This is a genomic window from Streptomyces sp. NBC_00878 (genome assembly GCF_026341515.1).
GTDB lineage: Bacteria > Actinomycetota > Actinomycetes > Streptomycetales > Streptomycetaceae > Streptomyces.
Map to the genome: position 1 here is coordinate 6738971 of NZ_JAPEOK010000001.1, position 25925 is coordinate 6764895.

Genomic DNA, 25925 nt, shown 5'->3' on the forward strand with positions numbered 1-25925 from the left:
GGTCGAGGTGGTTCATCCGGAGGGTCGCGGGCGGTCCGGGTCGGTCCGATCGGTCCGGCTGTTCCGCCAGGTCCAGGCGGCGATGCCGACGCGATTGCGTACGTCGAGTTTGCGCTGGATGTTGGCCACATGGGTTTTGGCGGTGCCGGCCGTGATGAAGAGTGCGGTGCCGATCTCCGCGTTGGTCCGTCCCTGGGCCACGAGCCGGGCGACCTCGGCTTCCCTGTCGGTCAGTGGTTCCGTCAGTGGTTCCAGCAGTGGTTCCGCCAGTGCTTCCGTCGGGCTCAGGTGGTGGTCGCTGGAGCGGGGAGCGAGGTGGCGCAGCAGCCGTACGGTGACGGATGGGCTGATGAGGACGTCTCCTGCCATGGCGGCGCGGACCGCTTCGGTGAGCAGGGCGGGGCCGGAGCGCTTGAGCAGGAAGCCGCATGCGCCGTTGGCCAGGGCCGTGTACACGTATTCGTCGAGGTCGAAGGTGGTGACGACGATGACCTTGGTCGGTTGCGCGGCGTCGGGCCCGGCCAGGACGCGGGTGACCTCCAGGCCGTCCGGTCCGGGCATACGGATGTCGGCCAGGACGACGTCGGGACGGAGCCGGCGGGCGCGCTCGATGGCGGTGGCACCGTCGGCGGCCTCGCCCACGGTGCGCATGTCGGGTTGCGCGTCCAGGATCATCCGGAAGCCGATCCGGATGTCGCGTTGGTCATCGGCCACCAGGATCCGGATGGGTGTCGCGGTCATCGGGTCCGTGGTGGCCATGGTTCCTCCGGTGTCGTCGACAAGGTCGCTCGCGTGGGCGTCCGCGCCGAGGCGGACATCGGCAGGACGGCCGTGACCTGCCAGGTGCCCGGGGCGGTGGGGCCCGCCGTGAGCGTGCCGCCGAGCGCCTCCACGCGTTCGGCCAGGCTGATGAGGCCGAGACCGTGGCGGCGGTGCGCACCGCCGACGGTGTACGCGGGTACCGCGTCCTGACGGCCCGCCGGGGCACGGCCGTTGGAGACGACGACAACCAGGCATGAGCCGCTGCCCTCGTCGCCCGTGCGCTCCTGGTCGTCGGGGTCCTCGGGGCCGCCCGGGCCGCCCGGGCCGTCGTCGCAACCAATGCTGATCTCGACGTGGGCGGCTGTGGGGGCATGGCGGCGGATGTTGGTCAGGGCTTCGGTCACCACCCGGTAGGCGGTGGCGGCCGTCTCCCGGTCCGACGCGGCAGCCGCCTCGTGGTCGACGTGCAGGCGGGGGACCGAGGGGCCGATGGCCGCGAAGTGACCGACCAGGGCGGGAAGGTCGGCCAGCGTGGGCACTCGGGGCGGGCCGGGGCCGACGGCCGGTTCGTCGTCCGTGCCCCGCAGCATGTGCACCGTACGTTCCATCGAGGCGAGGGCTCTCTGCCCCGCCTCCTCGATGCGTTTCAGGGCCGCGCCGACCTCGGGCTGCCCGGCCAGTACATGGGTGGCGGCCTGAGCCTGGACCACCATGCCGGTGACGTCGTGGGCGACGAAGTCGTGCAGGTCCCGGGCGAGTTCCAGGCGCTGGGTCCGGCGGGCCGCCGCGACGGAGCGCGCCCATGCCTCGTCCATCGAGCGCAGATGCAGGCCCACGGAGACGGCGACGGCGGCCCCCAGCGACCAGTAGGCCGTCGTCAGGAGCATGTTGGACAGTGACTCGGGCCACACGACACGTACCATCAGCCCGGCCTCGGCCAGGCAGATCACTGCGATGGCGACCGCGGCCCGGCCGAGCGTCGCCGCCCGCCTGCACACCAGCACGGTCAGTACCAGGAGCGCCCCGGCCTCTCCCACGCCCCACACGGCGATCGGGACTGTCACCCCGCCGCCGACGAGCAGCACCGGGGTCACCCCGGCCGAGACGAACGCGGCGAGTCCGGCCAGAGCGGCGGTCCAGGGCAGGGTGCGCTCGGGGAACACGATGAGGACGACGACCGCGGCCACCGCGAGGACGGCGGGGAGCGGGGCCAGCGGACCGGCGGTGACCCATCCGACGACGGCCAGCACGCCCACCCCGGCGGCGGCCGCCCCCGGTAACCACGACCGCACCCGCTCCCACCCTCCACCGGACATGCAGCTCAACGTACCTCCGGCGGCGCGCGCACCGCGATCTGCCGAACGGCAGAGGACGGCCGACGTCCAACGGTCGGTTTCCGCCGTACGGCAGATGGCGGGCCCGACCGACACACCACGACGCTGGTGAGCAGTCCAGGCCCGGGTCCAGACCCGGACCGGACCCGAACCCGACGCCGAACCGGACGCCGAACCGGCGGGAACCACACCTCACCGATGGAGGACTGACATGACGTTACGCTCGCCCGCGTCAGATCAGCGGCACACTGCCCGGCGGACCGGTCTACGTCGGCCCCTCGCCCTGGCCGCCGCGGCGGTGTTCGCTCTCGCCACGGGCGCGAACGCGGCCACCGCCCCGGCCCCGGACCCGGCAGGCGGCCACCTCACGGCGACGAGTGAACTCACCGAACCCACGGGATCAGCCGGACCAGCCGGACCAGCCGAAGCCACCGGATCGGCCGGATCGGCCGGATCCGCACTTCCGCAGCTCAAGCGACTCATCGAGCGGCAGGCCGACGCGTGGAACCGAGGAGACGGCGCGGCCTTCGCCAACACCTACGCCGAGGACGCCGAGTTCATCACTTTCGACGGCACGCACCTGCGCGGCCGGCCGGAGATGGCCCGCAACTTCCAGATCTACTTCGACAACTACACGAAAGGGACCCGCCTGGTCTTCACCAAGGTACCCGTGACGCTCCGCTACCCGACGCCCACGACCGCCGTCGTGATCACCAACGGCTGTGTCGCCAACCCCGGTGAGCCGGAATGCCGCCCGGACAGCCACTCCGTCCAGACCTACGTGGCCGTTCACCGGGAGCGAGGCTGGGAGCTCGTTTCCTTCCAGAACACCCGGGTCCAGAACCTCCTCCCACCGCCACGGACCTGACCGGCGCCCGCTTTGGTCCCGGGCCAGGGCGTGGCCGGGGGCGAACGCTTCGCCCCCCACCCGTTTGCTTCCGTTGCGCCCCATTCGCGCCCTGCCCCAGGCCGTAGACCACCCGCAGGCTCGAACTCATGGGGGATACAAGCGAGTCGAGCATCATCCCGATATCCGGCCCCGATGGACACCGGCAATCGCCACCGGACGCGCCGCGAGCGTGGGAGAACACCGACCGCGCCCAGGCTGTGATGGAGGGTGCCGCCGGGCCCGAGCCGCCGGCCGGCCCCACCTGCCCCAACTGCGGGCTGGTCGGCGACCGGCATGTCACGTACTACGGCATACACGTTCTCCTTGAGCCGGGTATGCCTGTGCCCGCGCACATGGTGCCCGCCTGGCACCGCTGGTACGTCGACTCCAACGGGACGGCATGGAACAGCCGCGAGGACGAGCCCGCGCCTGGCGCCGTGTGCCGGATACCGCATCAGATCGCTTGTCCGGGCTCGAACCGAAACTGACGGCCAAAGGGGCGGCACCTCTTCCGAGGTGCCGCCCCTTTTGTTATGCCTGTTCAGGCGCTTGAGGCCGTGGCGGGAATTGAACCCACGTGCCTCGCTTTGCAGGTTTGTCCTGGCGGGTCAGGGGGTGGTCCAGACGTGTTCGCGCCCGTTCAACGCTGTACGGACGCTCTACCCGGTGAGGCAGCGTGAACGGGTCCGGACGGCCGCGCACGACTACGAATGAGACGGAAACTGAGACGGAGCCAGGGCCACTGACCTGGGCGGTGTCTCGGGGAGGGGACTTGCAACGAGCTATGCGCTGCACAGTCTCCGTCCGTCGGAGTGCTTAGGGCACCAGCGGTAGTAGCTGTCATCGAGGTTACGGCTGTGCGTTGCCCGGCCGTGCCGGGGCCGCCATCCAAGCCAGTGGCGGGTGTTGCAGCGATTGCACAGCGGCGCGCGTACGAATCCGTGGGTGTGGCAGTGGTCCCACACGACTGCTCTCACGGTCATGCAACACGCGCACATGAACTGTGCCGCGGTCGGCCAGTTTCGTCGGCCAGTGCGATCGACGCGGTAGCGCTCACCCGCCAAATTGCCGTCGTACACCGTGGCGTCCGCGTCGCTGCCCCTCGCGCCGTATACAACCGCTGTGCGCGTGCACTCGCCTCGGTCCGCCACCACTGCGTCCCCGACGCGTTCGAACCACCCGGCGGCATCCTGTCCGTGGTGCGCCCCGAGGCACGAGCAGTGACACTCAGCGCCCATTGCTTCCAAACATGCCCTGGTGCACTGCGACAGCCTCGACATATCTCGCCAGAGCACGATGAACCCGTACCGGTCGACCGCCGCTGTCACCAGCCGCACGAGGCTACTGCGTGGCAGGTTCCATCGGTCGTCATTGAAGTCCGGAGAACGAATGCCCACCGTCTCGTGGAGCCAACGGCGGTTGCCTTTCCGCGGCGGGAGCTTGGCGACGACCTGTCCGTTCAGAGGGAGCCACACCAACGCCACTGGGCCCACCCCGGGTTGGGTGACTGCGTGTCCATCGACGATGCGAACCGGTAAGTCGTCCGTCATGATCCCACGGTGGCATGAAGACCGGGAGTGAGGAACCCCGCCTCCTGATTGTCGGGGCTGGTCAGAGCATGTTCCGGACACGTTCAGAGCCGTACCGTGGGTGTGCGTTGTACGGGCACCACGGCGACAGGTAGACGCCAGGAGCCGGACCGCTGCTGCTGTTCGGCCTCTGGGTCAGTGGAAGCTGCGATTCGAACTCGTGAAGGGCCGTCCCCAACACGCTTTCCAACTGTCCGCTTGGCCGTACGGGGACGTCCGTGGGGGTTCACGCGGCAGGTCAGACGGGGGGCGCGTACGGGTGTGAACGGTGGCGTCCATCAGTGAGCTTCTTCAGCGTTGCCGCTCCAGGGTGAGGATGGCTTTGGAGATTGACGTCATGCGGTTTGGGCTGCATCGGGATCTGCGGAAGATCTGCCAGGCTTGGAGGCGTGCGACGCCACGTTCGACGGGTGCCCGTGCCGAGGCCAGGGCCCGGTTGACGGTCTTCTCGGTGAGAGTGAGTTCCTGCAGGAGCCTGCGTTTGATGCCCGTGGTCACCCAGGGACCGCCGCCCTGGTAGGCGAGATCGGCCAGGACGGGGACGCCCTGGCGCTCGCAGATGGATAATCCGGTGCGTGCGGGCGGCGGTCATGTCGTGGGCTCGGCCCGGCAATGCGGGTGAGAGCCATAGCAGTCGGCCGCTCGGATCGGTGACCACCTGCACGTTCACCCCGTGCCGGCGGTGCTTGTGGGAGTAGTCGGCCCGTCCGTCGCCGACCCGGTCGCACTCGGCGAGCGTGCCGTCCAGCAGGACGAAGTCCGCATCGGTCTCGCGCAGGACCTTCAGCAGACCCGGGGCGCGTTCGGCGAGCAGGTGGATGACTGCACTGGTGTAGGCGTGGGCGGTGGACTCGCTGATCCCGAACCCGGCAGCGATCTTCGCCAGGGTGGTGTGTTCGCGCAGGTACACCAGTGCCACCATCGCGCGCTGGGACGGGCGGAGCTTGCAGCGCCGGTCGCCCTCACGGGTGACGACGAGCATGGTGACCCACTCCACGAGTGCATGGGGCAGGTCGAGTGCGGCAGGATGGATGACCAACGAGGTCCCCGAGCAGCGTGGTTGAGACGTCAGACATCTCGATCAACAGCTCGGGGGCCTCGCTCGTTGCGCTTCGCGGACCGTCACCTGATCGGTGGTGGCCAGCTCGAAGAAGCTCAGTGCACTGGACAAAGACCAGGACAGCGAGCGGTTCTGAGTCGCGAGGTCTCAGGGCGGTTCATCAAGTCGGCGGTCGCTGCCGTGTCCAGGCACGTCTGCGTACGGCGATGAACGAGACGGAACTGAGACGGGTGCGGCCTCCCCTGAGGTAGAAACGCTCGCCCTGTCGCTCAGGCAGCGACGCACCTGAGTTAAAACTGGGGACAGGCGGCAGCCAGCAATGCGACGATCTCATACGTCACCTTCTATTCGACGCACGCCCCGAAAAAGCGACTCGCCAGCACGACTATTATTCTGAAAGGCGCCGTCATGCCGAACGCGGAAAACGTACCAGAATTCGCACAACTAAATAATGGTATGAAGCCAGAAGACTTGAAAGAGGCCATCAGTCGTTCGGGGTACCCGTTTCAGGCCACAACGGCCGCATCCTTGCGTAATCGACTCGCGCGGCATTTTAACGATGTCAATATTCAAGAAGAATGGGAGTACATTGATTCTGAGACGCAACAGGCAAGGAGCGTAGACATCCTTGCAGATATCGGGGTCCTGAACTTCGACCGCCGAGTTTATAAAGCCCCCGCAATGCCGCTCTTTTGTCGATTGAATTTGGTCGTCGAGTGCAAACAGAGCGAGAACCCGTATATATTTTTCCTTCGGGAGGCTCCGCCAGAGGGGGCGCCATCTTTCCCGGAAATGTTCGGACCCATAAAGGAAGCAGTCAAGGTATTTGAAAGAAGCGAAGAGGGTGATATCTCGGACCGCGCAGCGATACTCAATGTTCGAGATCTACTCGGATTCTACGAGTTTGACTTTGTGCTGCCTCCCTTGCCTTACGCGGTGTCCCTGGCGAAAGCGCTCAGGAGTAAATCGAAGGTGGAGGTTACGGGGGAGGAGACGTACCGGGCCCTAACGTACCCGCTCTTGAAGGCCGTAGATCACCTCAGAGCTACAGTAGAAGCGGGCTCGAATTCCCAATTTCAGGAGCGATTTATCGTCCCTATCGCTGTGGTTAGAGCGCCAATGGTTGGCAGTATTTTTTCGCCAGAAGGGGAGCAGAGGCTGATTTCCCTGCCATGGGTCAGGGTGAGTAGGCTCGAACCCGTTCGAAATACTGCCGAAGGGAAAAATGTGGGTACCTTGGTTCGATATTATGACGTGGTCCATGAATCCTATCTTGACACCTACATGGATGCTCTTGCCGAGGCTCTCATCAAGATTTCTAGACGGATCATGGAGCATCCGGACGAGCTTCGTTCTGGCACCGGATCTAGTAACTCCTTCGTGCAGCCATATAGATCACTTGAGGTGCTCCCGGATGATTTTAGGGAGAGCGGTGAAAAGTTGCCCACGTACATGAAGGCCATATATCCAAGTGTCACCCTGGAGGATGACCAGGAGGGTGATCGCCATTCCGTTGGAGGAGCCAATTTTATCGGCTGGACATTTCCAAACCTCCGCATGTGATCTTGGCGCGTTTAATGGCGTCCACTCTCGCGCGGACGTCGTGCCCACTTTCCAACTGTCCGCGTGGCCGTATGGGGGCGTTCATGGGGGTTCACGCGGCAGGTCAGATGGGGTGCGCGTACGGCGGTGAACGGTGGCGTCCGTCAGCGCACTGGACAAAGATCAGGGCAACGAGCGGTTCTGTCCGGGCTGGCCAAAGCGTCATCCGATGACCCGGATCACCTTGTTTTGTAAGGGACCCTGAGCGCAGCAGCCCGATAGTGGTGGACATACCTGGGGTGCCATGGTAGATGCTCACTTTTGAGATTTGAGGTTTGAAAGCACCCCGTACGGCCTACGGCTTCGTGCTCTAGCTGGACGCTCTCAATGTGCGCAACGGTAGATCCTGTGGCAGCTTGGTATTGCCCAGACGAGCTGCGGATGAGACGGGACGGAGGCATCATGGCGGCTAGTAGTGCTTCTCGTCGGAATCTTAAAGCGAAGGCTGGACTGGCGAAGAAGCGTAGAGGGAAACAAGGCAAGCGCATCAAGGAATCCGTTGATTTGCTCGAAATGGAGTATCGTTCTGGGAATATCGACACTCGGGGCTTGATTCAAGGTATGGCTCAAATAAAGAGCTATGCGACTCGGATGCTTGATGGGCAGTGCAGGATTCAGACGCCGTACGCGCCACTGCGTGCGATTTTGGGCAAGGATGGCTTTCGTTATTGCTGCACCCATAAGCCGGTACGGCACTGCTCAAAAGCGCCTTAGTGAAGGGCTGGATGTAGAAGCATGAGCAAGCTTGCCTCATTGCTCGCTACGCTCGCAGCCCCAATTGCTGCACTCCTCGGAGCGCTCCTTGCGTGGCTTTGGGTGGAGGGTGCGTTCTGGTTCGCACTTCTTGCCGTCATTGCCGTGGTACTCATCGGCTGTGTGCTCTATTGGATCGGCGTTCGGAGGATTCCAGTAGACCCCAAAGGTTCAATCCCGTGGCTGGAATGCCGCGCTCTAGCCTTGGGTGGGATGGCGGCGGCGGCGTCAGCTCTCGTAATCCACGTGGCGATCTGGCTGAGCCCTGGAGACAAGGCCAGCGATGGCGTCAAGGAGATTCTTGGAGCGGTAAGCGGAGCCATTGCAGTCGCGCTGGCTGCTCTCTTTATCGATGCTTCCAAGGAAGCGGGATCAAAGTGGCTAGCCGATCCAATTAAGGGGGCCTTTCAAGAGGTATTTAAGTCACATCAATTTGATCCAGAGCAGCCAGCTGCTGTTGCCTTGTATGATGACGAAGGCGGCTGGGGATTCACAGAGAGGCGTCGGCGAGCTAAGGAAATCGCTGACGATATCGGCTTGCCTGTTCGATCGCCATAGCTCATCCCCTGGAGATTTAGGGGATTTCCTTGTGAAGCTGCACCCGGTGTCTTCTAGGTAAGCAGGGGGAAATTTCGCGATGGTCATTCACCATTGACAGAAAGCTACTGTGGCATCGTCGCCTGACTTATATCGAGGCCATCGGATCCCCGTCGGGTCTGTCGCTTCAACTTTCCGTACTTTTTCGATCAACTCGGCTGGCCCGCCCGAGCGGAGTGACGCGAATAGCTCGGCCCAGGTGGCCACCTGGAGAAGCAGCGCGACGCCAAGACCATGAAGAAGCCTGGCAAGGCGTGGACGGTCAAGGCGTGGCTGACGCATTGGATCGAGAACGTTGCGCCCCTCGCCGTCAACGAGAACACGATGGTCGGGTACGGCGTCGCCGTGCGGAAGCACCTGATCCCCGGTTTGGGGGCTCACCGTCTCGACAGGCTCAAGCCCGAGCACATCGAGGTGCTCTACTCCAAGATGCAGGCCAACGGCAGTAAGCCCGCGACCGCTCACCAGGTGCACCGAACCCTCCGCACCGCCCTCAATGAGGCCGTGCGGCGCGGGCATCTCGGCAAGAACCCCGTTCAGTTGGCCAAGGCACCGAAAACGGGAGAGTACGAGGTGGAGCCCTACAGCGTCCAAGAGGTACAGCGGTTGCTCAAGGCCGCTGACCAGAACCGCAACTCCGCTCGCCGGGCCGTTGCCCTCGCCCTCGGACTGCGCCAAGGGGAAGTGCTCGGGTTGAGGTGGGAGGACGTGGACCTTGACGGTGGGTTCCTCGTGGTTCGGCGTAGTCGACACCGGCCGCAGTACGCGCACGGGTGTGTGGACCCCTGCGGGCGTAAGGCCGCCGGCTACTGCCCACAGAAGCGACGCACGAACCCGGAGCTGTCCACCACCAAGTCGCGTGCCGGCCGCCGCGCCGTCGGTCTCCCCGAACAACTCGTTGACCTACTCCGTGCGCATCTCAAGGCGCAGGAAGGGGAGCGAGCGGAGGCCGGGGAACGCTGGGAGGAAAACGCCTTGGTTTTCCCGGATGAGCACGGTCGAAGCCCCTCGCACCGCCGGGACTAGGCCGAATGGAAGGCTCTTCTCACAGAGGCGAGGGTGCGGGACGGGCGTCTGCACGACGCGCGCCATACAGCCGCCACGGTCCTACTCATCCTCGGTGTCCCCGAGCGGGCTGTCATGGGCCTCATGGGGTGGTCGACCACGGCCATGGCCGCTCGTTATCAGCACATGGTGGACGCCGTGCGGACGGACATCGCGAAGCAGGTGGACGGACTGATCTGGAAGCCCGAGACGGACCGGCCGGACGACGATGACGATGGAGCCGCTGGGAAGCTCGTGCGGGCTGGCTAGGGGCGGCTGAGGGCCGCAGTTCCTCGATATGAGAGGTGCGGTCCAACCTGCCGAAACTCGTGCGCATCCGGTCTCCGGCCGCGACATCCTGCCCTTATGGACGAAGGACTTGTGGCGCTAGTGACGGCGGGCGTCGGACTGGTCGGGGCGCTTGGCGGCGCAGCTATAGGCGGACTGGCTGCGGTCCGTGGGGCGCGTACGGGGGCGGAGACCACGGCGCGCGCGACGATCGAACAGGCACGGACCCAGGAGCGTGCTCAACACGACCACTGGTTGCGGGACGAGAGGAAACGTGCGGCGGTCCTCATGCTTGAGGCGTACGACAGGTTCACCATTGCCGCATCCAACGTCACGCGCATGTTCGACCTGGAGATCGAGGCATCAACCGACGTCTGGAGCGCCCATAACACGAGCATGAACGAGATTCGGAGGGCCTACTTCCCCCTCCGTCTCCTCGGACCCGCTCGGGTGCATCAGGCGGCACGTGAGCTTTGGCAGTTGATCGAGCAGTACCACGAAGGGATTCAGGAGTGGGCCGAAGGCATCATGACGGTGACCGACGAAACCAGGGCCGAGTGGCGGGCTCGCGAGGAGCAGCAGAGGTACACGCTCGGACGTGCGCACAGCGACCTGATTGACGCTGTGAGCGGGTCATTGCAGGGCAATGATGCCGTCCTGCGCCCCAACTGAGACGGCAACTGAGACGGAGGACCAAAAGGGCGGCACCCTTCCGGGGTGCCGCCCTTTCCTTTTGCCTGTTCAGGCACTTGAGGCCGTGGCGGGAATTGAACCCACGTGCCTCGCTTTGCAGGCGAGTCCCTAAGCCACTCGGGCACACGGCCACTCTTGAGTTCGGTGTGCCAGCTTTCCGATGTGCCGGTTTTCTGGTGTTCCGAACTCGATATGTCGACCGTAGGCCGTAGTCGGGCGGGGCTCAAGGGTAGGGGCTGGGCTGCAATGGGACTGCCACACGGCGTTCATGAACGGAGGCGGGGAGGGCAGGGAAAGGGCTGAGGGGAGTGGAGGGGGCGAGGGGTGGTCGTACGACCAAGGTCCCGGGGCAAGTCCCGTCTCCCGACAGGGGTCAATGTCAGTGGTGCCCCTTACCCTGGCGGGCATGGCCACCCTGGACCCGAGCGATACCGGCGTCGCTGACAGCCCGAACCCGCAGATCCCGTCGGCCGAAGCCGGCGCCCATGACGGTGTGCTCAGTCGTTCGTATCGGGCGCTCAGTATCGGGATCGTGTCCGTCGTGCTGCTCATCGCCTTCGAGGCGACTGCCGTGGGGACGGCCATGCCGGTGGCGGCGCGGGAGTTGGACGGGGTCTCGCTGTACGCGTTCGCGTTCTCCGGGTACTTCACGACGAGTCTGTTCGGGATGGTGCTGGCCGGGCAGTGGTCGGACCGTGCGGGCCCGCTGGGGTCGCTGACGGCGGGGATCGGGGCGTTCGCGGCGGGGCTGCTGCTGTCGGGGACGGCAGGGGTGATGTGGCTGTTCATCCTCGGGCGGGCCGTGCAGGGGCTCGGCGGCGGGCTGGTGATCGTCGCGCTGTACGTGGTGGTCGGGCGGGTCTATCCGGAGCGGTTGCGGCCGTCGATCATGGCGGCGTTCGCGGCGAGCTGGGTGATCCCGTCCGTGGTCGGGCCGCTCGCCTCCGGCGCGGTCACCGAACACATCGGCTGGCGCTGGGTGTTCGTCGGGATACCGGTCCTCGTCGTCCTGCCGGTGGCACTCGCGCTGCCGCAGATACGGCGGCGGGCCTCCGGCCCGGCGGAGGGCGCCGTCGCGGCGCCCTTCGACCGGCGGCGTATCCGGCTGGCGCTGGCCATCTCTCTGGGCGCCGGGCTGCTGCAGTACGGGGCGCAGGCCGTGTCCGACGAAAGCACGCGGTGGCTGTCACTCGTACCGGCCGTGGCGGGAGCCGCGCTGCTGGTCCCGGCGATGCTGGGGCTGCTGCCGAGGGGGACCTACCGGGCGGCGCGCGGGCTGCCGTCCGTGGTGCTGCTGCGCGGGGTCGCGGCCGGGTCGTTCATCGCGGCGGAGTCCTTCGTGCCACTGATGCTGGTCACCGAGCGGGGCCTGTCGCCGACGATGGCCGGATTCTCGCTGGCGGCGGGCGGGGGCACCTGGGCACTGGGGTCCTACGTACAGTCCAGGGCGCGCGTGGAACCGTACCGGGACCGGCTGATGGCGCTGGGCATGGTACTGACGGCGTCCGCCATCGCCGCCGCCCCGAGCGTGCTGATCGACGGGGTGCCGGTGTGGACGTTGGCGGTGGCCTGGGCCTTCGGCTGCTTCGGCATGGGCCTGGTGATCTCCTCCACCAGCGTCCTCCTGCTCCACCTCTCCGCCCCGGAGGAGGCCGGTACCAACTCCGCCGCCCTCCAGATATCCGACGGCCTCTCGAACGTCCTCCTCCTCGCCGCGGGAGGCGCCGCCTTCGCGGCACTGGGCGGGGGCACGGTGACCCATGCCGCCACAGAGGCCTCCGGCTCCGGCGGTCATCCGGCAGCCTTCGCCGCGGTGTTCCTGCCGATGGCGGGGGTGGCGTTGGCGGGTGCCTGGGTGGCCACGCGGGTGCGGGTCGCCTGAAAGTGGTACCACGGCGACCCCAAAGGTAGTACCGTAGTGGTATGGCTATGAATCTTCGTCTGCGAGACGACCAGCAGGAGGCGCTCAAGCTGCGTGCAGAGGAGGAGGGGCGCAGCATGCACGCCATAGTGCTTCAGGCGATCGACCGGTATCTGGAGCAGGAGGCGGACAGGGCCACGGTTCGTCGCCTGGGGGCCAAGTACGCGGCGGGCCACGCCGACCTGCTGCGGAGGCTGGGGGAGTAGATGAAGTACCTCACGGTCCAGGAGGTCCTGGACCTGGCGGAGCTGGCTTGCGGGGAACAGACCCAGGTTGCCGTACGTGACCTGGGTCTGCTCAGCTCGGCCGTCCACCGTCCCCAGTCGCAGATGTTCGGAGTCGAGGCATACACGGACCTCTTCGAGAAGGCTGCGGCGCTACTCCAGTCGCTTGCCTTGAACCATCCTCTGGTGGACGGCAACAAACGCATGGCGTGGATGTGCACGGTCGTTTTCCTCGACTTCAACGGTACGGAGATGCTCGACGTCGACCAGGAAGAGGCGTACAAGCTCGTCATCGAAGTAGCGGCGGGCAGCCTGGAGGACGTAGGGCTGATCGCCCTGCGCCTGAGGGCCCTGCGTGAGGCGATGTGACGTCAGTCCCATCCCCGGCTGACCCGGCGTCGTCCGCGCGTTGACGCGGTCGGGGCGCCGGTAGGGTGGCCCGGTTGTCATACGCAGCAGTTGTCATACGCAGCCCGAGCCGCCCAACCACCCCACGGAGACCGTGACTACCACCGCCGCCAGCGCCACCTCGCACCACCTGTCACCCGCGTTCCCCGGGCGCGCCCCCTGGGGTACCGCCAGCAAGCTGCGTGCCTGGCAGCAGGGGGCGATGGAGAAGTACGTCCAGGAGCAGCCGCGTGACTTTCTCGCCGTCGCCACGCCCGGGGCCGGAAAGACGACCTTCGCGCTGACGCTCGCCTCGTGGCTGCTGCATCACCATGTCGTGCAGCAGGTGACCGTGGTCGCGCCGACCGAGCATCTGAAGAAGCAGTGGGCGGAGGCGGCCGCGCGGATAGGGATCAAGCTGGATCCCGAGTACAGCGCGGGGCCGCTCAGCAAGGAGTATCAGGGGGTCGCGGTCACGTACGCCGGTGTCGGCGTGCGGCCCATGCTGCACCGCAACCGCTGTGAGCAGCGCAAGACCCTCGTCATCCTCGACGAGATCCACCACGCCGGTGACAGCAAGTCCTGGGGCGAGGCATGCCTCGAAGCCTTCGAGCCCGCCACCCGCCGGCTCGCCCTCACCGGTACGCCCTTCCGCTCCGACACCAACCCCATCCCCTTCGTCACGTACGAGGAAGGGAACGACGGGATCCGGCGGTCCGCCGCCGACTACACGTACGGGTACGGGAACGCGCTCGCCGACCACGTCGTCCGGCCCGTCATCTTCCTCTCCTACAGCGGCAACATGCGGTGGCGTACGAAGGCGGGGGACGAGATCGCCGCCCGGCTCGGTGAGCCCATGACCAAGGACGCCGTCTCGCAGGCCTGGCGTACCGCTCTCGACCCGCGCGGCGAGTGGATGCCCAGCGTGCTGCGCGCCGCCGACCAGCGGCTCACGGAGGTCAGGAAGGGCATCCCGGACGCCGGCGCCCTCGTCATCGCCTCCGACCAGGACTCGGCCCGCGCCTACGCCAAGCTCATCCGCGAGATCACCGGGACCAAGGCGACCCTCGTCCTGTCCGACGAGGCGGCGGCCTCCGACCGTATCGACTCGTTCAGCCACGGCGACGACCGCTGGATGGTCGCCGTCCGCATGGTGTCCGAGGGCGTCGACGTGCCCCGGCTGGCGGTCGGGGTGTACGCGACCACCATCTCCACGCCGCTCTTCTTCGCCCAGGCCGTCGGCCGTTTCGTACGGTCCAGGCGGCGTGGCGAGACCGCCTCCGTCTTCCTGCCGACCGTCCCCGACCTCCTCACCTTCGCCAACGAGATGGAGGTCGAGCGCGACCACGCCCTCGACAAGCCCAAGAAGGAGGGCGAGGAGGACCCGTACGCCGAATCCGAGAAGGAGATGGAGGAGGCGAACCGGGAGGAGGACGAGGACACCGGAGAGCAGGAGCAGTTCTCCTTCGAGGCGCTGGAGTCCGAGGCCGTCTTCGACCGGGTGCTCTACGACGGCGCCGAGTTCGGCATGCAGGCCCATCCGGGGAGCGCGGAGGAGCAGGACTACCTGGGAATTCCAGGGCTGTTGGAGCCCGACCAGGTTCAACTCCTGCTCCAGAAGCGGCAGGCCCGGCAGATCGCGCACAGCCGCAAGAAGCCGGACGACGAGGCCGACCTCCTCGAACTGCCCGCCGAGCGGCGGCCCGTGGTCTCCCACAAGGAGATGCTGGAGCTACGGAAACAGCTCAACACGATGGTGGGCGCGTACGTCCATCAGAGCGGCAAGCCGCACGGCGTGATCCACACCGAGCTGCGGCGCGTCTGCGGCGGGCCGCCGAGCGCGGAGGCGACGGCCGGGCAACTGCGTCAGCGGATCGCCAAGGTGCAGGAGTGGGCCACGCGTATGCGGTGACCCTGCCTGTTCCTATGCTCATTCCCATGACCATTCCCATGCCTCTTGGTCCCATTACCCGTACGTCCCCGTGAGCGTCGGTGCCTTCATCGCGTCGGCATCGCATCGGCGCTCACCGCTCGTGTGCGCTCCGTGTGAGGGGCGTGCACACCCAGTGGCGTGCGCCGGTCATATGGGGGCGAAAGTGAACCTAACTTCGGGTAACCGAACGCGGTCCGTACCTACGAATGCCCGGATTCTGGACGGAGACTTCCGCTGAGCGAACCAGCTCGCTACTGTCCCGCTACGCACACGCCCCGTGGCAGCGCCGCCGCGGAGCGCAGCCGGTGCCGCCCGGGAGAGCCCGGGACGCAGCCGACCGGCGGCCTCTGACGCGCGTCGCCGACGGGACCGGTGACGCATCCGCCGCGTAAGGGGGCCGTCGACCCTCACCACTAAGGAGTGGGCGTCGTGACCGCGGAAACCTCCCAGACGCTCGACCGGGGACTGCGCGTCCTCAAACTGCTCGCCGACACCGACCACGGTCTGACCGTCACCGAGCTGTCCAACAAACTCGGGGTCAACCGGACCGTCGTGTACCGCTTGCTCGCCACGCTGGAACAGCACGCCCTCGTACGTCGTGACCTGGGCGGCCGTGCCCGCGTCGGGCTCGGTGTGCTGCGGCTCGGGCGGCAGGTGCATCCGCTGGTCCGCGAGGCCGCGCTGCCCGCGTTGCGCTCGCTGGCCGAGGACATAGGGGCGACCGCCCATCTCACGCTGGTCGACGGTGCGGAGGCGCTCGCCGTCGCCGTGGTCGAGCCGACGTGGACCGACTATCACGTGGCCTATCGCGCCGGGTTCCGGCATCCGCTCGACCGGGGTGCCGCCGGCAAGGCGATCCTTGCCGCGCGGGCCGCTGCCGCGGAGGAGCCGGGTTACACCCTGACGCACGGGGAGTTGGAGGCGGGCGCCAGTGGTGCGGCCGCGCCGCTGCTCGGGGTTACGGGGGTGGAGGGCAGCGTGGGGGTCGTGATGCTCGCGGATGCCGTGCCGGAGCGGGTGGGGCCGCGTGTCGTTGACGCGGCCAAGGAGGTGGCTGAGGCGTTGCGCTGAGCGGAGGCCCTCCGGGGGGAGGGGGGAAGGGGGAGAGGTTGTACGACGGCTGCGGGTTGGTTGTGGCTGGGCGCGCAGTTCCCCGCGCCCCTAAAAAGCGGGCGGTTCCCTCGCCCCTGAAAGCCAACGGTTTGCCGCGCTCCTAAAAGCGGGCCGTTTCCCGCACCCCCTGCGAAACGGGGGCGCCCAGCCCCCCGCATTGGCGCTTCCGCGCTGCCCAGGCCCCGGCTGCCGGAATTCGCCCTCACGTTAGATTGATCCCGTGCTCTCTCGTCTCACGCGGTTCCAGGCCGTCGCCGTCTGTGCTCTTCCCGTTGTGGCTCTGCTTGCCACGGCGGTGTTCTCGCCGTTGCCCTTCTCGGTGGCTCAGCCCGGGATGACGGCGAACGTCCTCGGCGAGAACAAGGGCGACCCGGTCATCACGATCACCGGCGCCGACAGCCGCGAGACGCGCGGCCAGCTGCGGATGACGACCATCGAGGCGACGGGGCCCGACCAGGACGTGAGCCTGGGTGACGTGCTCGACGGCTGGTTCCGTACGGACCAGGCGGTGATGCCGCGCGACTCCGTGTACCCGAGCGGCGACACCGTGAAGGAGATCGAGGATCACAACGCCGAGGAGATGAAGGAGTCCCAGGACACCGCCACCGAGGCCGCCCTGAACCACCTCGGTGAGAACTCCGGCGACATCAAGGTCACCCTCGAACTCGCCGACGTCGGCGGCCCCAGCGCCGGGCTCCTCTTCTCCCTCGGCATCGTCGACAAGCTGGACGGCGACGGCAGCGGCGGCGACCTCACCGGCGGTCGCAACATCGCGGGCACCGGGACCATCGACGCCGACGGGAAGGTCGGCGCGGTCGGTGGCGTCGCCCTCAAGACGCAGGCCGCCCGCCGCGACGGCGCCACGGTCTTCCTGGTCCCGAAGGCGGAGTGCTCGGACGCGAAGACGGACCTCCCGAAGGGGCTCCGCCTCATCCCGGTGACGACCTTGAAGGACGCGGTCGGCGCCCTGGTGGCCCTGGAGAAGGGCCAGGGCTCGGTCCCGAGCTGCTAGAGCCCATTGGAACCGGCTCCCCCCGAGCCCCCCGGAAGAGTCCGGCCTCGCTCAGCCCTCCCTCACGAACCCCTCCTCCTTCATCCAGTCCAGTGCCACCGCGTGCGGATCCTCTCCGTCCACGTCCACCCTCGCGTTCAAGTCCTGCGCCACGTCGTCGTCGCAGTCGTCGTCGCAGCCGTCGTCTCAGTCGTCGTCCTCCGCGGCCTGTTCCACCAGCGGGATGATCCGCAGCGGTACGGGGTTCTCCATGACGATCGCCGTGGAGGCCCGGACGATGCCATCAAAACCGACAACCCGGTCGATCACCCGCTGAAGATCGGCGTTGGACCGCGCCACGAGCCGGCACAGCATGTCCCCGCCGCCCGTCGTCGTGTGCAGCTCCAGCACCTCGGGAACGGTCGTCAAGTGCGCCCGTACGTCCCGGCCTTGCCCCTGCCTGATCTGCAGCGTCGCGAAGGCGGTGACGGGATACCCGAGGGCCGTGGGATCCACCTGCGGGCCGAACCCCCGGATGACTCCATTCGACTGAAGCCGGTCCAGCCGCGCCTGCGCGGTCCCGCGCGCGACGCCGAGCCGCCGGGACATCTCCAGCACACCGATCCGCGGCTCCCGCGCGAGCAGGACCAGCAGCCGCCCGTCCAGATGATCGATCGCCATGACGGCCTCCCAGATGGTCATCCTGTACATAAAGCCCGGCCCCATAGGCCTATCAGTAGGCATATTGCCCAGCAGATCCGCCAACTATTGCGCACCTTGCGGAACGGAGAGAGCCTGCGGCCATGACACAGACCACGCACCACACCCCCGATACCGCACGGCAGGCAGATCCCTTCCCGGTCAAGGGAATGGACGCGGTCGTCTTCGCCGTGGGCAACGCCAAGCAGGCCGCGCACTACTACTCCACCGCCTTCGGCATGAAGCTCGTCGCCTACTCCGGGCCGGAGAACGGCAGCCGCGAGACCGCGAGCTACGTCCTGGAGAACGGCTCCGCCCGCTTCGTCCTCACCTCCGTCATCAAGGCCGCCACCCCCTGGGGCCACTTCCTCGCCGAGCACGTGGCGGAGCACGGTGACGGCGTGGTCGACCTCGCCATCGAGGTCCCGGACGCCCGCGCCGCGTACGCGTACGCCATCGAGCACGGCGCCCGCTCGGTCGCCGAGCCGTACGAACTGAAGGACGAGCACGGCACGGTCGTACTCGCCGCGATCGCCACGTACGGCACGACCCGCCACACCCTGGTCGAGCGCACGGGCTACGACGGCCCGTACCTCCCGGGGTTCACGGCCGCCGACCCGATGGTCGAGCCGCCCGCCCGCCGTACCTTCCAGGCCATCGACCACTGCGTCGGCAACGTGGAACTCGGCCACATGAACGAGTGGGTCGCCTTCTACAACAAGGTCATGGGCTTCACGAACATGAAGGAGTTCGTGGGCGACGACATCGCCACCGAGTACAGCGCCCTGATGTCGAAGGTCGTCGCCGACGGCACGCTCAAGGTCAAGTTCCCGATCAACGAGCCCGCCATCGCCAAGAAGAAGTCCCAGATCGACGAGTACCTGGAGTTCTACGGCGGTGCCGGCGTCCAGCACATCGCCCTCAACACGAACGACATCGTGGCGACCGTACGGACCATGCGGGCGGCCGGAGTGAAGTTCCTCGACACCCCGGACTCCTACTACGACACCCTCGGCGAGTGGGTCGGCGACACCCGCGTCCCCATCGACACCCTCCGCGAACTGAAGATCCTGGCCGACCGCGACGAGGACGGCTACCTGCTGCAGATCTTCACCAAGCCGGTCCAGGACCGCCCGACCGTCTTCTTCGAGATCATCGAACGCCACGGCTCGATGGGCTTCGGCAAGGGCAACTTCAAGGCACTCTTCGAGGCGATCGAACGGGAGCAGGAGAAGCGCGGCAACCTGTAAGCGCGGCAGCCCGCAAGGCCGTTGGGGGGCGCTGTCACACCGAGCGGTACCGAGTCTCACCGACTCACACCGAGCCCAGCGCCCCCAACGCCTTCTTCGCCGCCGGCACGCCCAGCGGCGAGAAGTACGGACTGATCCGCAGCGCCTCCTCCAGATGGCGGCGCGCGGGTCCCTCCAGCTCCAACTCCCGCTCGATCATGCCCCGGTGGTACGCGTAGGGCGCGCTGCGCACCTCGCCCCCGTGCTCCTTGTCCGTGGCCTTCGTGGCGAGGACGAGCGCCTCCTCGTCCTTCCCGGCGCGGTGCAACGCCCACCCCAACGCATCCGCGACCGCCACGGAAGGGTGCCGCTCCCACTCGCCCCGCAGCCGCCGCACGGCGGACCCGGGGTCACCGTGGTCCGCCTCGAAGAGGCCCGCGACGAGCTCGGAGTCCACCCCGCCGGCGGCACCCTCCCGCAGCCGGGCCCGCGTCGCCTCGTACTGGCCCCTCGCCTTCGCGCCCAGCCCCTTCGACTCGTACAACTCGCCCAGCTCCCACGCGTACTGGGGCAGCGCCCGCTTCTCCGACGCGGACCGGTAGGCGTGCGACGCCGCCGAGGTCCGCCCCAGCGCGGCCAGGGCCCGCCCCTGGCCCGCGAGCGCCGCGTGCCCGTCGGGATCGGCCCGCACCGCCTCCTCGAACGCGCGCAGCGCCTCGGCGGGCTCCCCCTGCTCCCAGGCCAGCTCCCCGGCCCGTACGAGACAGTCCGCCCGCTCGGCCGGAGCGGAGGCGAGCGCCACCGCGTCCCAGAGCGCGGCGGCGGCGTCCTCGCGGAGCCCCTGGTCCCGGTACACGAGCGCGGCCCGCGTCAGCACCCGGGCCCGCGCCGCCGCGCCTCCCGACGGCAGCCGGACGAGCCTGGCCAACGCGTGGCGCGCGGCCCTGTAGTCCCCGAGCCCCCGGTACGCGTCGATCAGCGACGGATAGGCCGTCCACCGCTTCGGCGCCGCGGCCACCGAGGCCTCGCCCCACTTCCGTGCCGTCCGGAAATCGTGCCGGGCGTTGGCGAGCGCGGCCAGAGCGTCGAGCGCCTCCACGTTCCCCTTCGGCTTCGCCCTCAACGACGTACGCAACGCCTTCTCGGCCTTCGGGAAGTACCGCGCCTCGCCGGTCCGCTCACCCCGCTCCGCATACGCCGCACCGAGCACGGCCCACGACCGCACATCACCCGGATGGGCCCGCAGATGCGCCTCGCGGTCCCCGATCAGCGCGTGCAGATCGGGCGGCGAGGCGGGCGCCCCGGCCCCGACGGCGGTCATGGCCCGCGCCACGGGACCGGGCGCGGGCGGCGGCCCGTCCGGCCCAGGGGGCACCGCCACCAGCACACCACCGAGCACGGCACACCCCACGACGGCCCCGACGAGCACCCACCTTCTGCCCCCACGACCCGCACGACGCCTCGCACGACGGCCCCCCGATCCACCCGCCGGACCCTTCCCCGAACCGTTCCCCGGACCATCCGCCGAATCCGAGGCCAGCTCTTTGCCCGTGCCGCTCTCGATGCCGTTACCGATACCGCTCTCCATGGCGCTCACTGTGCGCCAGTACGAAGAGCACACCCCGCCACCACCCCGGCACGGACAGCCACGCGCGGGCGGGGTTCACACCGATGGCCCCGAGTGCGACGCTGTGATCATGAGCCGTATCGAAGCCCCACGTGACGAGGTGACGAGCAACCTCGTCGACCGTCTTCTCGCGGGCCTGCCGGCCGAGGCGGTCATCACCGACCCGGACGTCACGGCCTCGTACGCCCACGACATGGCCAGCTTCTGCGAGGCCGGCGCCCCGGCCCTCGTCGTGCTGCCGCGCACGGTCGAGCAGGTCCAGCACGTCATGCGTATCGCCACGGAACTGCGCGTCCCGGTGGTCCCGCAGGGCGCCCGTACGGGCCTGTCGGGCGCGGCCAACGCCTCCGAGGGCTGCGTCGTGCTGTCCCTGACCAAGATGGACCGCATTCTGGAGATCAACCCGGTCGACCGGATCGCGGTGGTCGAGCCGGGCGTCATCAACGCCACACTCTCCCGCGCCGTCAACGAACTGGGCCTCTACTACCCGCCGGATCCGTCCAGTTGGGAGATGTGCACGATCGGCGGCAACATCGGCACGGCGTCCGGCGGCCTGTGCTGTGTGAAGTACGGGGTGACGGCCGAGTACGTCCTCGGCCTGGACGTGGTCCTCGCCGACGGGCGCCTGATGTCCACGGGCCGCCGTACGGCGAAGGGCGTCGCCGGATACGACCTGACCCGCCTCTTCGTCGGCTCGGAGGGCTCGCTCGGCATCGTCGTACGGGCCACTCTCGCGCTCAGACCGCACCCGCCCCAGCAGCTGGTGCTGGCCGCCGAGTTCGGGTCCGCGGCGGCCGCCTGCGACGCGGTCTGCCGGATCATGGAGGGCGGGCACGTGCCGTCCCTCCTGGAACTGATGGACCGTACGACGGTGAGGGCCGTCAACGCCATCGGGCACATGGGCCTGCCGGAGTCCACGGAGGCCCTGCTCCTCGCCGCCTTCGACACCCTCGACCCCGCCGCCGACCTGACGGCCGTGGGCGCGCTGTGCGAGGCGGCCGGCGCCACCGAGGTCGTACCGGCGGACGACGCCGCCGAGTCCGAACTGCTCCTCCACGCCCGCCGGTTGTCCCTCACGGCGCTCGACGCGGTCAAGGGCACGTCGATGATCGACGACGTGTGCGTGCCGCGATCGAGGCTCGCCGAGATGCTCGAAGGGGTCGACCGGATCGCCGAGAAGTACCGGCTGACCATCGGGGTCGTCGCCCACGCCGGTGACGGCAACACCCACCCGACCGTCTGCTTCGACGCCGGCGACCCCGACGAGACCCGGCGCGCCCGCGAGTCCTTCGACGAGATCATGGCCCTCGGCCTGGAACTCGGCGGCACGATCACGGGCGAGCACGGCGTGGGCGTCCTCAAGAAGGAGTGGCTGGCGCGCGAGATCGGCCCGGTGGGCGTGGAGATGCAGCGGGCGGTCAAGACGGCGTTCGACCCGCTCGGCATCCTCAACCCGGGCAAGCTGTTCTGAACGCCGGGCAAGCTCTGCCGAGGCACGTCCTCTCGTCCGGGGGCCCTGTGGCGGGCCCGTACGAGTGGAGAGGGCGCGGGGTCCGCAGCATTACGCGGGTTCGCGGAAGTTTTTCCGAGAGCGGTTCCACACCCGGGCGGCACACGACCGGCAGGCGATCGGCACCCGACCCGAAGTTGCCTGAAACGTGGCGGAACCTTGCTCGAAGGGGGAAGGTACGCGACGAGCGGCGGTGGTGGTTGCGCCGGTCTGATAGATGTGGACGTTCAACACGACCCCCGAGCAGATACGGGACGACGGACATGAGCGCCCCAACCCCGGCCCCCGGCGACGACAGGCCCCGCGAAGGGTATTACCCGGACCCGTCCATTCCTGGATATGTCCGGTACTGGAACGGTGCCTCGTGGGTGCCGGGAACCAGTCGGCCGGCGCCGTCCGGCGGCGAGCCGCTCTCACCCGCGGGCGGACCCGCCCCTGCCTCCGTGGAGGAGACGGGACCGCACTTCTTCGACGAGGACCCGCCGGCCGCGAGCCCGTCGCCCGCCGAAGCCCAGCACGGCAGCCGGCCCGAACCCGCGACCGCGTGGGGCGCCGACCGCTCACGGCAGACCGGCTTCGGCGGTGACCCGGACCGCAGGGTCCGCTGGGGCAAACCCGATCCCCGCCTCCCCGCCGACTCGGCCGAGTCCGGCCTGACCGGCCTGCCGTCCCGGCCCGACGGCAGGGCGGACCACACGGACGGCATGGCCACGTTCCAGTCGTACGAGTCCGAGTCCGGGGCGGATTCCGGGCCCGGGTCCGGGTCGGGGTCGGGGTCGGGGTCGGGTTCCGAGTCCGGCGGGGGCTCGGGGGCCGCGGGCTCGCCCGCCTCCAGCGGCAAGGTCGTGTTCCGCAGGCCCACCGGACCGGTCCGGCCCACCGGAGCCGCGGGCTCCGACCCGGCCACGGACCCGGCCACCGGGTCGGCCGGGGGAGCGGGCAGGGCGGCGGGTGGTGCCATGGGTGCGGGGCGCGCGCACCTCGCGGGCGCCGGTTCGGCCGCGTCCGGGGGCGGCGGCGCCGCGGGCCCCGACCGCTCCGGTGTCCCGGGCTCCCGTGAACCCCTCGCCTCCGAGGGCACGATGGCCTTCAGGCCCGTATCACCGCGCGCGGGACAGCAGCGCGGGGCGGGGCCTTCGGCGGCCCAGTCCGCCGCGGCCCAGTTTTCGGGAACGCAGCCTTCGGGGGCGCAAGGCCCCGCGACCGCCTCCCCTTCCGCCTCCGCCTCCGCCCCCGCCACCCCTCAGCAGTCCACCCCTCAGCAGTTCGCCCCCGGCGTCCCTCCGCAGTCCGGCACCGGCGCCCCCATGGCCCCGGGCGTCGGCGGCGGACAGCCCTCCTGGGCGCAGCAGGTGCACCGCCTGGCCGGGCCGGACGACGACCAGCCCGTCGTGCCGTGGAAGCCGGTGCGGGAGGACCCGTTCCAGGCGGCGGCCCGCTCGCAGGCGAACGCGCGCCCGGCGGGACTCGGGAAGCGGCTGGCGGCCCGCCTCGTGGACACGCTCGTGCTGGCCGCTGTCACCGGCGCGGCCGCCGTTCCGCTGGGCACCAAGGCCCTCGACCACGTCAACGAGAAGATCGACGCGGCCAAACTGTCGGGAGAGACCGTCACGGTCTGGCTGCTGGACGGCACCACCGCCGCCTACCTCGGCATCATCCTCGCCGTACTGATCCTCTTCGGTGTCCTCTACGAGGCGCTGCCCACCGCCAAGTGGGGCCGCACCCTCGGCAAGAAGCTGTTCGGCCTCCAGGTGCGGGACATCGAGGGTGGCGAACCCCCGTCGTTCGGCCTGGCCCTGCGCCGCTGGCTCGTCTACAGCGTTCCCGGTGTCCTCGTCATCGGTGTCGTGGGTGTCGTGTGGGGCCTGTTCGACCGGCCGTGGCGCCAGTGCTGGCACGACAAGGCGGCCCATACGTTCGTCGCGGGCTGACCGGTACCCCGGACGGCTGTCCGGCATTGCGGGGTCGGAGGGTTCGGGGTCGACTCGGGTTATGACGACCGAGCCGCCGCCCCCTCCGGATGACGATCCGTTCAAGAAGAAGCCGCCGGAGGAGAGCCCGTCCGGGGAGCCGCCACCACCCGGCGAGGGCCCGCCGTTCGATCCCACCTACGGCAACCAGCCCCCGCCGGGCACCGGTTCCCCGTACGGCGCGACACCGCCCCCGCCCTACGGTGGCGGTGACCCGTACGGCAGCGGTGGCGGTGACCTCTCTGGCGGCGGTCCGTACGGCGACGACCCGCTCGCCGGGATGCCTCCGCTCGCCGACAGCGGCAAGCGCACGCTGGCGCGGATCATCGACATGATCCTCGTCATCATCGTGGTGTGGCTGGTGACGTGGGCCTTCAACGTCAACGAGTACGACGTGGACTCGGACAAGATCAACTACGGCAGGTCCTTCGGACAGTCACTGATCGCCGCCGTGCTCTTCGTCAGCTACGACACCGTCATGACCGTCAGGGCGGGGCAGACCCTCGGCAAGAAGTGGCTGCATCTGCGGGTGGCGAACCTCGACAACGGCGCTACGCCCTCCGTGCAGACCTCGCTGGTCCGCGCGCTGGTCCTGTGGCTGCCGTTCGCGTTCTGCTGCGCGTGCGTCTGGACCGCGATCGCGGGCGGCTGGAGCTACTTCGACAAGCCGTTCAAGCAGGGCCTGCACGACAAGGCGGCCAAGACGGTGGTGGTCAGCACGGGCTGAGCCGGCAGGTCGTACGGTGACGCGGGCGACGGGCGGCGCGAGCGGCCGGAAGCGCAAGCCGCAAGCCGCGGGCGGCGGCGCACGCGGCAGGCGGCCGGAGGCCCAAGTGGCAGGCGGTGCAAGCGAACGGCGGGTCCGTGGTCAGCGGGCCCGCCGTTTCGCGTACTGGTGCCGGAGTCCCGGGGCTTCGGAGTCGGGCTCAGGCGCGCTCGCGTACCGGCTCAGGCGCGCTCGCGTACCGGCTCGGGCGCGCTGGCGGCCGCGACCGTCTCGCGCTGTGCCGGAACACGCTGTTCCGTCTGTGCCGCGACACGCTTCTCCGTAGCGGCGGCAGGCCGGGGCGGGGCGACGGACGCCGTCGGCGCGGCCGGCTTCGGTACGGGAACCGTCACGGCCACGAGGAGGCCGAGCACGAGGGCGGAGAGCGAGATCACCACGACTCCCAGGCCCGAACTCGTCTGTGACAGCAGCAGCATGGCAAGGGTCGAGAAGATCACGGTGCAGGAACCGTAGACGAGCTGTGCGGCGGTCGGACGAGGCATGGCTATTCCGATCCTCGGGGTGGGGGTCTCCCCCCGTGCCTCTCGCGATGGGGGAGGGGTGCGGATAAGAATCAGGGGTTCGACAACGGTGTCGGGTTGGCAAACCACCGGAAATCCGGCGAGCCGCCAACCGACTCTAATCGGCTGTCTGCCCTGGCGGAACGAGCGGTAAGCGTGACCTAACCCACGGTGCCGGTGCACAGGGGGCGCACGGAGTCATGACGTCCATCAAGTGGACGTTCGAACGCGCCTGTTGAGCGCTGCACCGTTCGGTCGTGAGCGGACGGATGCCCGTGCGCGGCGCACGACCGCCGGTGTATATATCACTTGACCTGTGCAAGTCAAGATCTGTCTTTTCTCCTTCAACTCCGGTCGAATGTCGTCACTTGTGACGCGCATAGAGCGCGCGCGGACTCCATGACCTGGATACCCCTCCATTCC

At 68.4% G+C, this 25925-nt stretch carries 22 protein-coding genes, 1 tRNA gene and 3 pseudogenes; 17 read left to right on the forward strand and 9 right to left on the reverse strand.

Going from position 1 to position 25925, the window contains the following annotated elements; all coding sequences use genetic code 11:
- Positions 1-12: 12 nt before the first annotated feature.
- Entirely contained in the window at positions 13-759 is a 747-nt protein-coding gene (locus OHA11_RS29205; RefSeq protein WP_266501431.1) for a response regulator transcription factor, read from the reverse strand.
- Positions 738-2078 carry a sensor histidine kinase gene (locus OHA11_RS29210; RefSeq protein WP_266501434.1) on the reverse strand — a complete coding sequence of 447 codons (1341 nt, stop codon included), beginning with the start codon at positions 2076-2078 and terminating at the stop codon, positions 738-740. The genes OHA11_RS29205 and OHA11_RS29210 overlap by 22 nt, the downstream gene beginning before the upstream one ends.
- Before the next feature lie 229 nt (positions 2079-2307).
- Between OHA11_RS29210 and OHA11_RS29215 the strand changes: the two genes are divergently transcribed.
- On the forward strand, positions 2308-2964 hold the full coding sequence (locus tag OHA11_RS29215) for an SgcJ/EcaC family oxidoreductase (RefSeq protein WP_266501437.1): 657 nt from the start codon (positions 2308-2310) through the stop codon (positions 2962-2964).
- A 128-nt stretch (positions 2965-3092) separates the two neighbouring features.
- Entirely contained in the window at positions 3093-3473 is a 381-nt protein-coding gene (locus OHA11_RS29220; RefSeq protein ID WP_266501439.1) for a DUF6083 domain-containing protein, read from the forward strand.
- Positions 3474-3767: 294 nt separating this feature from the next.
- On the opposite strand, the gene OHA11_RS48410 is transcribed toward OHA11_RS29220, so the two are convergent.
- On the reverse strand, positions 3768-4535 hold the full coding sequence (locus OHA11_RS48410; protein ID WP_323186694.1) for an endonuclease domain-containing protein: 768 nt from the start codon (positions 4533-4535) through the stop codon (positions 3768-3770).
- 330 nt (positions 4536-4865) lie between these two features.
- A pseudogene (locus tag OHA11_RS48565) lies at positions 4866-5496 on the reverse strand (transposase family protein).
- A 546-nt stretch (positions 5497-6042) separates the two neighbouring features.
- Between OHA11_RS48565 and OHA11_RS29240 the strand changes: the two are divergent.
- The 5 genes and pseudogenes from OHA11_RS29240 (at position 6043) to OHA11_RS29260 (ending at position 10590) form a co-directional block, all read left to right on the forward strand.
- Positions 6043-7197, forward strand: coding sequence for a hypothetical protein (locus OHA11_RS29240; RefSeq protein ID WP_266501442.1), 1155 nt, complete (start codon positions 6043-6045; stop codon positions 7195-7197).
- A 441-nt stretch (positions 7198-7638) separates the two neighbouring features.
- A complete protein-coding gene (locus OHA11_RS29245) occupies positions 7639-7950 on the forward strand; it encodes a hypothetical protein (RefSeq protein WP_266501444.1) in 312 nt (103 codons plus the stop codon).
- 21 nt (positions 7951-7971) lie between these two features.
- Positions 7972-8547 (forward strand): hypothetical protein, encoded by a 576-nt coding sequence (locus tag OHA11_RS29250; RefSeq protein WP_266501446.1) that lies wholly within the window; start codon positions 7972-7974, stop codon positions 8545-8547.
- A gap of 246 nt (positions 8548-8793) precedes the next feature.
- Positions 8794-9900, forward strand: a pseudogene (locus OHA11_RS29255) (tyrosine-type recombinase/integrase); the annotation flags it as partial.
- Positions 9901-9996: 96 nt separating this feature from the next.
- Positions 9997-10590 carry a hypothetical protein gene (locus tag OHA11_RS29260; RefSeq protein ID WP_266501449.1) on the forward strand — a complete coding sequence of 198 codons (594 nt, stop codon included), beginning with the start codon at positions 9997-9999 and terminating at the stop codon, positions 10588-10590.
- Between the two features lie 80 nt (positions 10591-10670).
- Here the strand turns inward: OHA11_RS29260 and OHA11_RS29265 are convergent.
- Positions 10671-10742 (reverse strand) — tRNA-Cys (locus OHA11_RS29265).
- A 275-nt stretch (positions 10743-11017) separates the two neighbouring features.
- Here OHA11_RS29265 and OHA11_RS29270 point away from each other — a divergent pair.
- From OHA11_RS29270 to OHA11_RS29295, 6 genes are all read left to right on the forward strand, one after another.
- A complete protein-coding gene (locus tag OHA11_RS29270; RefSeq protein WP_266501451.1) occupies positions 11018-12493 on the forward strand; it encodes an MFS transporter in 1476 nt (491 codons plus the stop codon).
- A gap of 47 nt (positions 12494-12540) precedes the next feature.
- On the forward strand, positions 12541-12738 hold the full coding sequence (locus tag OHA11_RS29275) for an Arc family DNA-binding protein (RefSeq protein WP_013003224.1): 198 nt from the start codon (positions 12541-12543) through the stop codon (positions 12736-12738).
- Complete coding sequence (locus tag OHA11_RS29280) at positions 12739-13125, forward strand: type II toxin-antitoxin system death-on-curing family toxin (protein ID WP_266501460.1); 387 nt, start codon at positions 12739-12741, stop codon at positions 13123-13125.
- 133 nt (positions 13126-13258) lie between these two features.
- Positions 13259-15055 (forward strand): DEAD/DEAH box helicase, encoded by a 1797-nt coding sequence (locus tag OHA11_RS29285; RefSeq protein ID WP_266501467.1) that lies wholly within the window; start codon positions 13259-13261, stop codon positions 15053-15055.
- A 450-nt stretch (positions 15056-15505) separates the two neighbouring features.
- A complete protein-coding gene (locus OHA11_RS29290) occupies positions 15506-16147 on the forward strand; it encodes an IclR family transcriptional regulator (protein ID WP_266501470.1) in 642 nt (213 codons plus the stop codon).
- A 262-nt stretch (positions 16148-16409) separates the two neighbouring features.
- Entirely contained in the window at positions 16410-17201 is a 792-nt protein-coding gene (locus OHA11_RS29295; protein ID WP_266501472.1) for a S16 family serine protease, read from the forward strand.
- A 51-nt stretch (positions 17202-17252) separates the two neighbouring features.
- Here OHA11_RS29295 and OHA11_RS29300 read toward each other — a convergent pair.
- Positions 17253-17363: pseudogene (locus tag OHA11_RS29300) on the reverse strand (glycine betaine ABC transporter substrate-binding protein); the annotation flags it as partial.
- 24 nt (positions 17364-17387) lie between these two features.
- Positions 17388-17861, reverse strand: a complete 474-nt coding sequence (locus OHA11_RS29305) for an Lrp/AsnC family transcriptional regulator (RefSeq protein WP_266507544.1) — start codon at positions 17859-17861, stop codon at positions 17388-17390.
- Between the two features lie 122 nt (positions 17862-17983).
- On the opposite strand from OHA11_RS29305, the gene hppD reads away from it, so the two are divergent.
- Entirely contained in the window at positions 17984-19129 is a 1146-nt protein-coding gene (gene hppD / locus OHA11_RS29310) for a 4-hydroxyphenylpyruvate dioxygenase (RefSeq protein ID WP_266501475.1), read from the forward strand.
- A gap of 64 nt (positions 19130-19193) precedes the next feature.
- Here hppD and OHA11_RS29315 read toward each other — a convergent pair whose 3' ends face one another.
- Positions 19194-20537 carry a tetratricopeptide repeat protein gene (locus OHA11_RS29315; protein WP_266501478.1) on the reverse strand — a complete coding sequence of 448 codons (1344 nt, stop codon included), beginning with the start codon at positions 20535-20537 and terminating at the stop codon, positions 19194-19196.
- Between the two features lie 262 nt (positions 20538-20799).
- Here OHA11_RS29315 and OHA11_RS29320 point away from each other — a divergent pair, with 262 nt between their 5' ends.
- The 3 genes from OHA11_RS29320 (at position 20800) to OHA11_RS29330 (ending at position 24942) form a co-directional block, all read left to right on the forward strand.
- Positions 20800-22206: an FAD-binding oxidoreductase gene (locus tag OHA11_RS29320; protein ID WP_266507546.1), complete on the forward strand. Its 1407-nt coding sequence runs from the start codon at positions 20800-20802 to the stop codon at positions 22204-22206.
- A 302-nt stretch (positions 22207-22508) separates the two neighbouring features.
- Positions 22509-24176, forward strand: coding sequence for an RDD family protein (locus OHA11_RS29325; protein ID WP_266501480.1), 1668 nt, complete (start codon positions 22509-22511; stop codon positions 24174-24176).
- 61 nt (positions 24177-24237) lie between these two features.
- Positions 24238-24942 carry an RDD family protein gene (locus OHA11_RS29330; RefSeq protein WP_266501482.1) on the forward strand — a complete coding sequence of 235 codons (705 nt, stop codon included), beginning with the start codon at positions 24238-24240 and terminating at the stop codon, positions 24940-24942.
- 221 nt (positions 24943-25163) lie between these two features.
- On the opposite strand, the gene OHA11_RS29335 is transcribed toward OHA11_RS29330, so the two are convergent.
- Complete coding sequence (locus tag OHA11_RS29335) at positions 25164-25484, reverse strand: hypothetical protein (RefSeq protein ID WP_266501484.1); 321 nt, start codon at positions 25482-25484, stop codon at positions 25164-25166.
- Positions 25485-25925 lie beyond the last annotated feature (441 nt).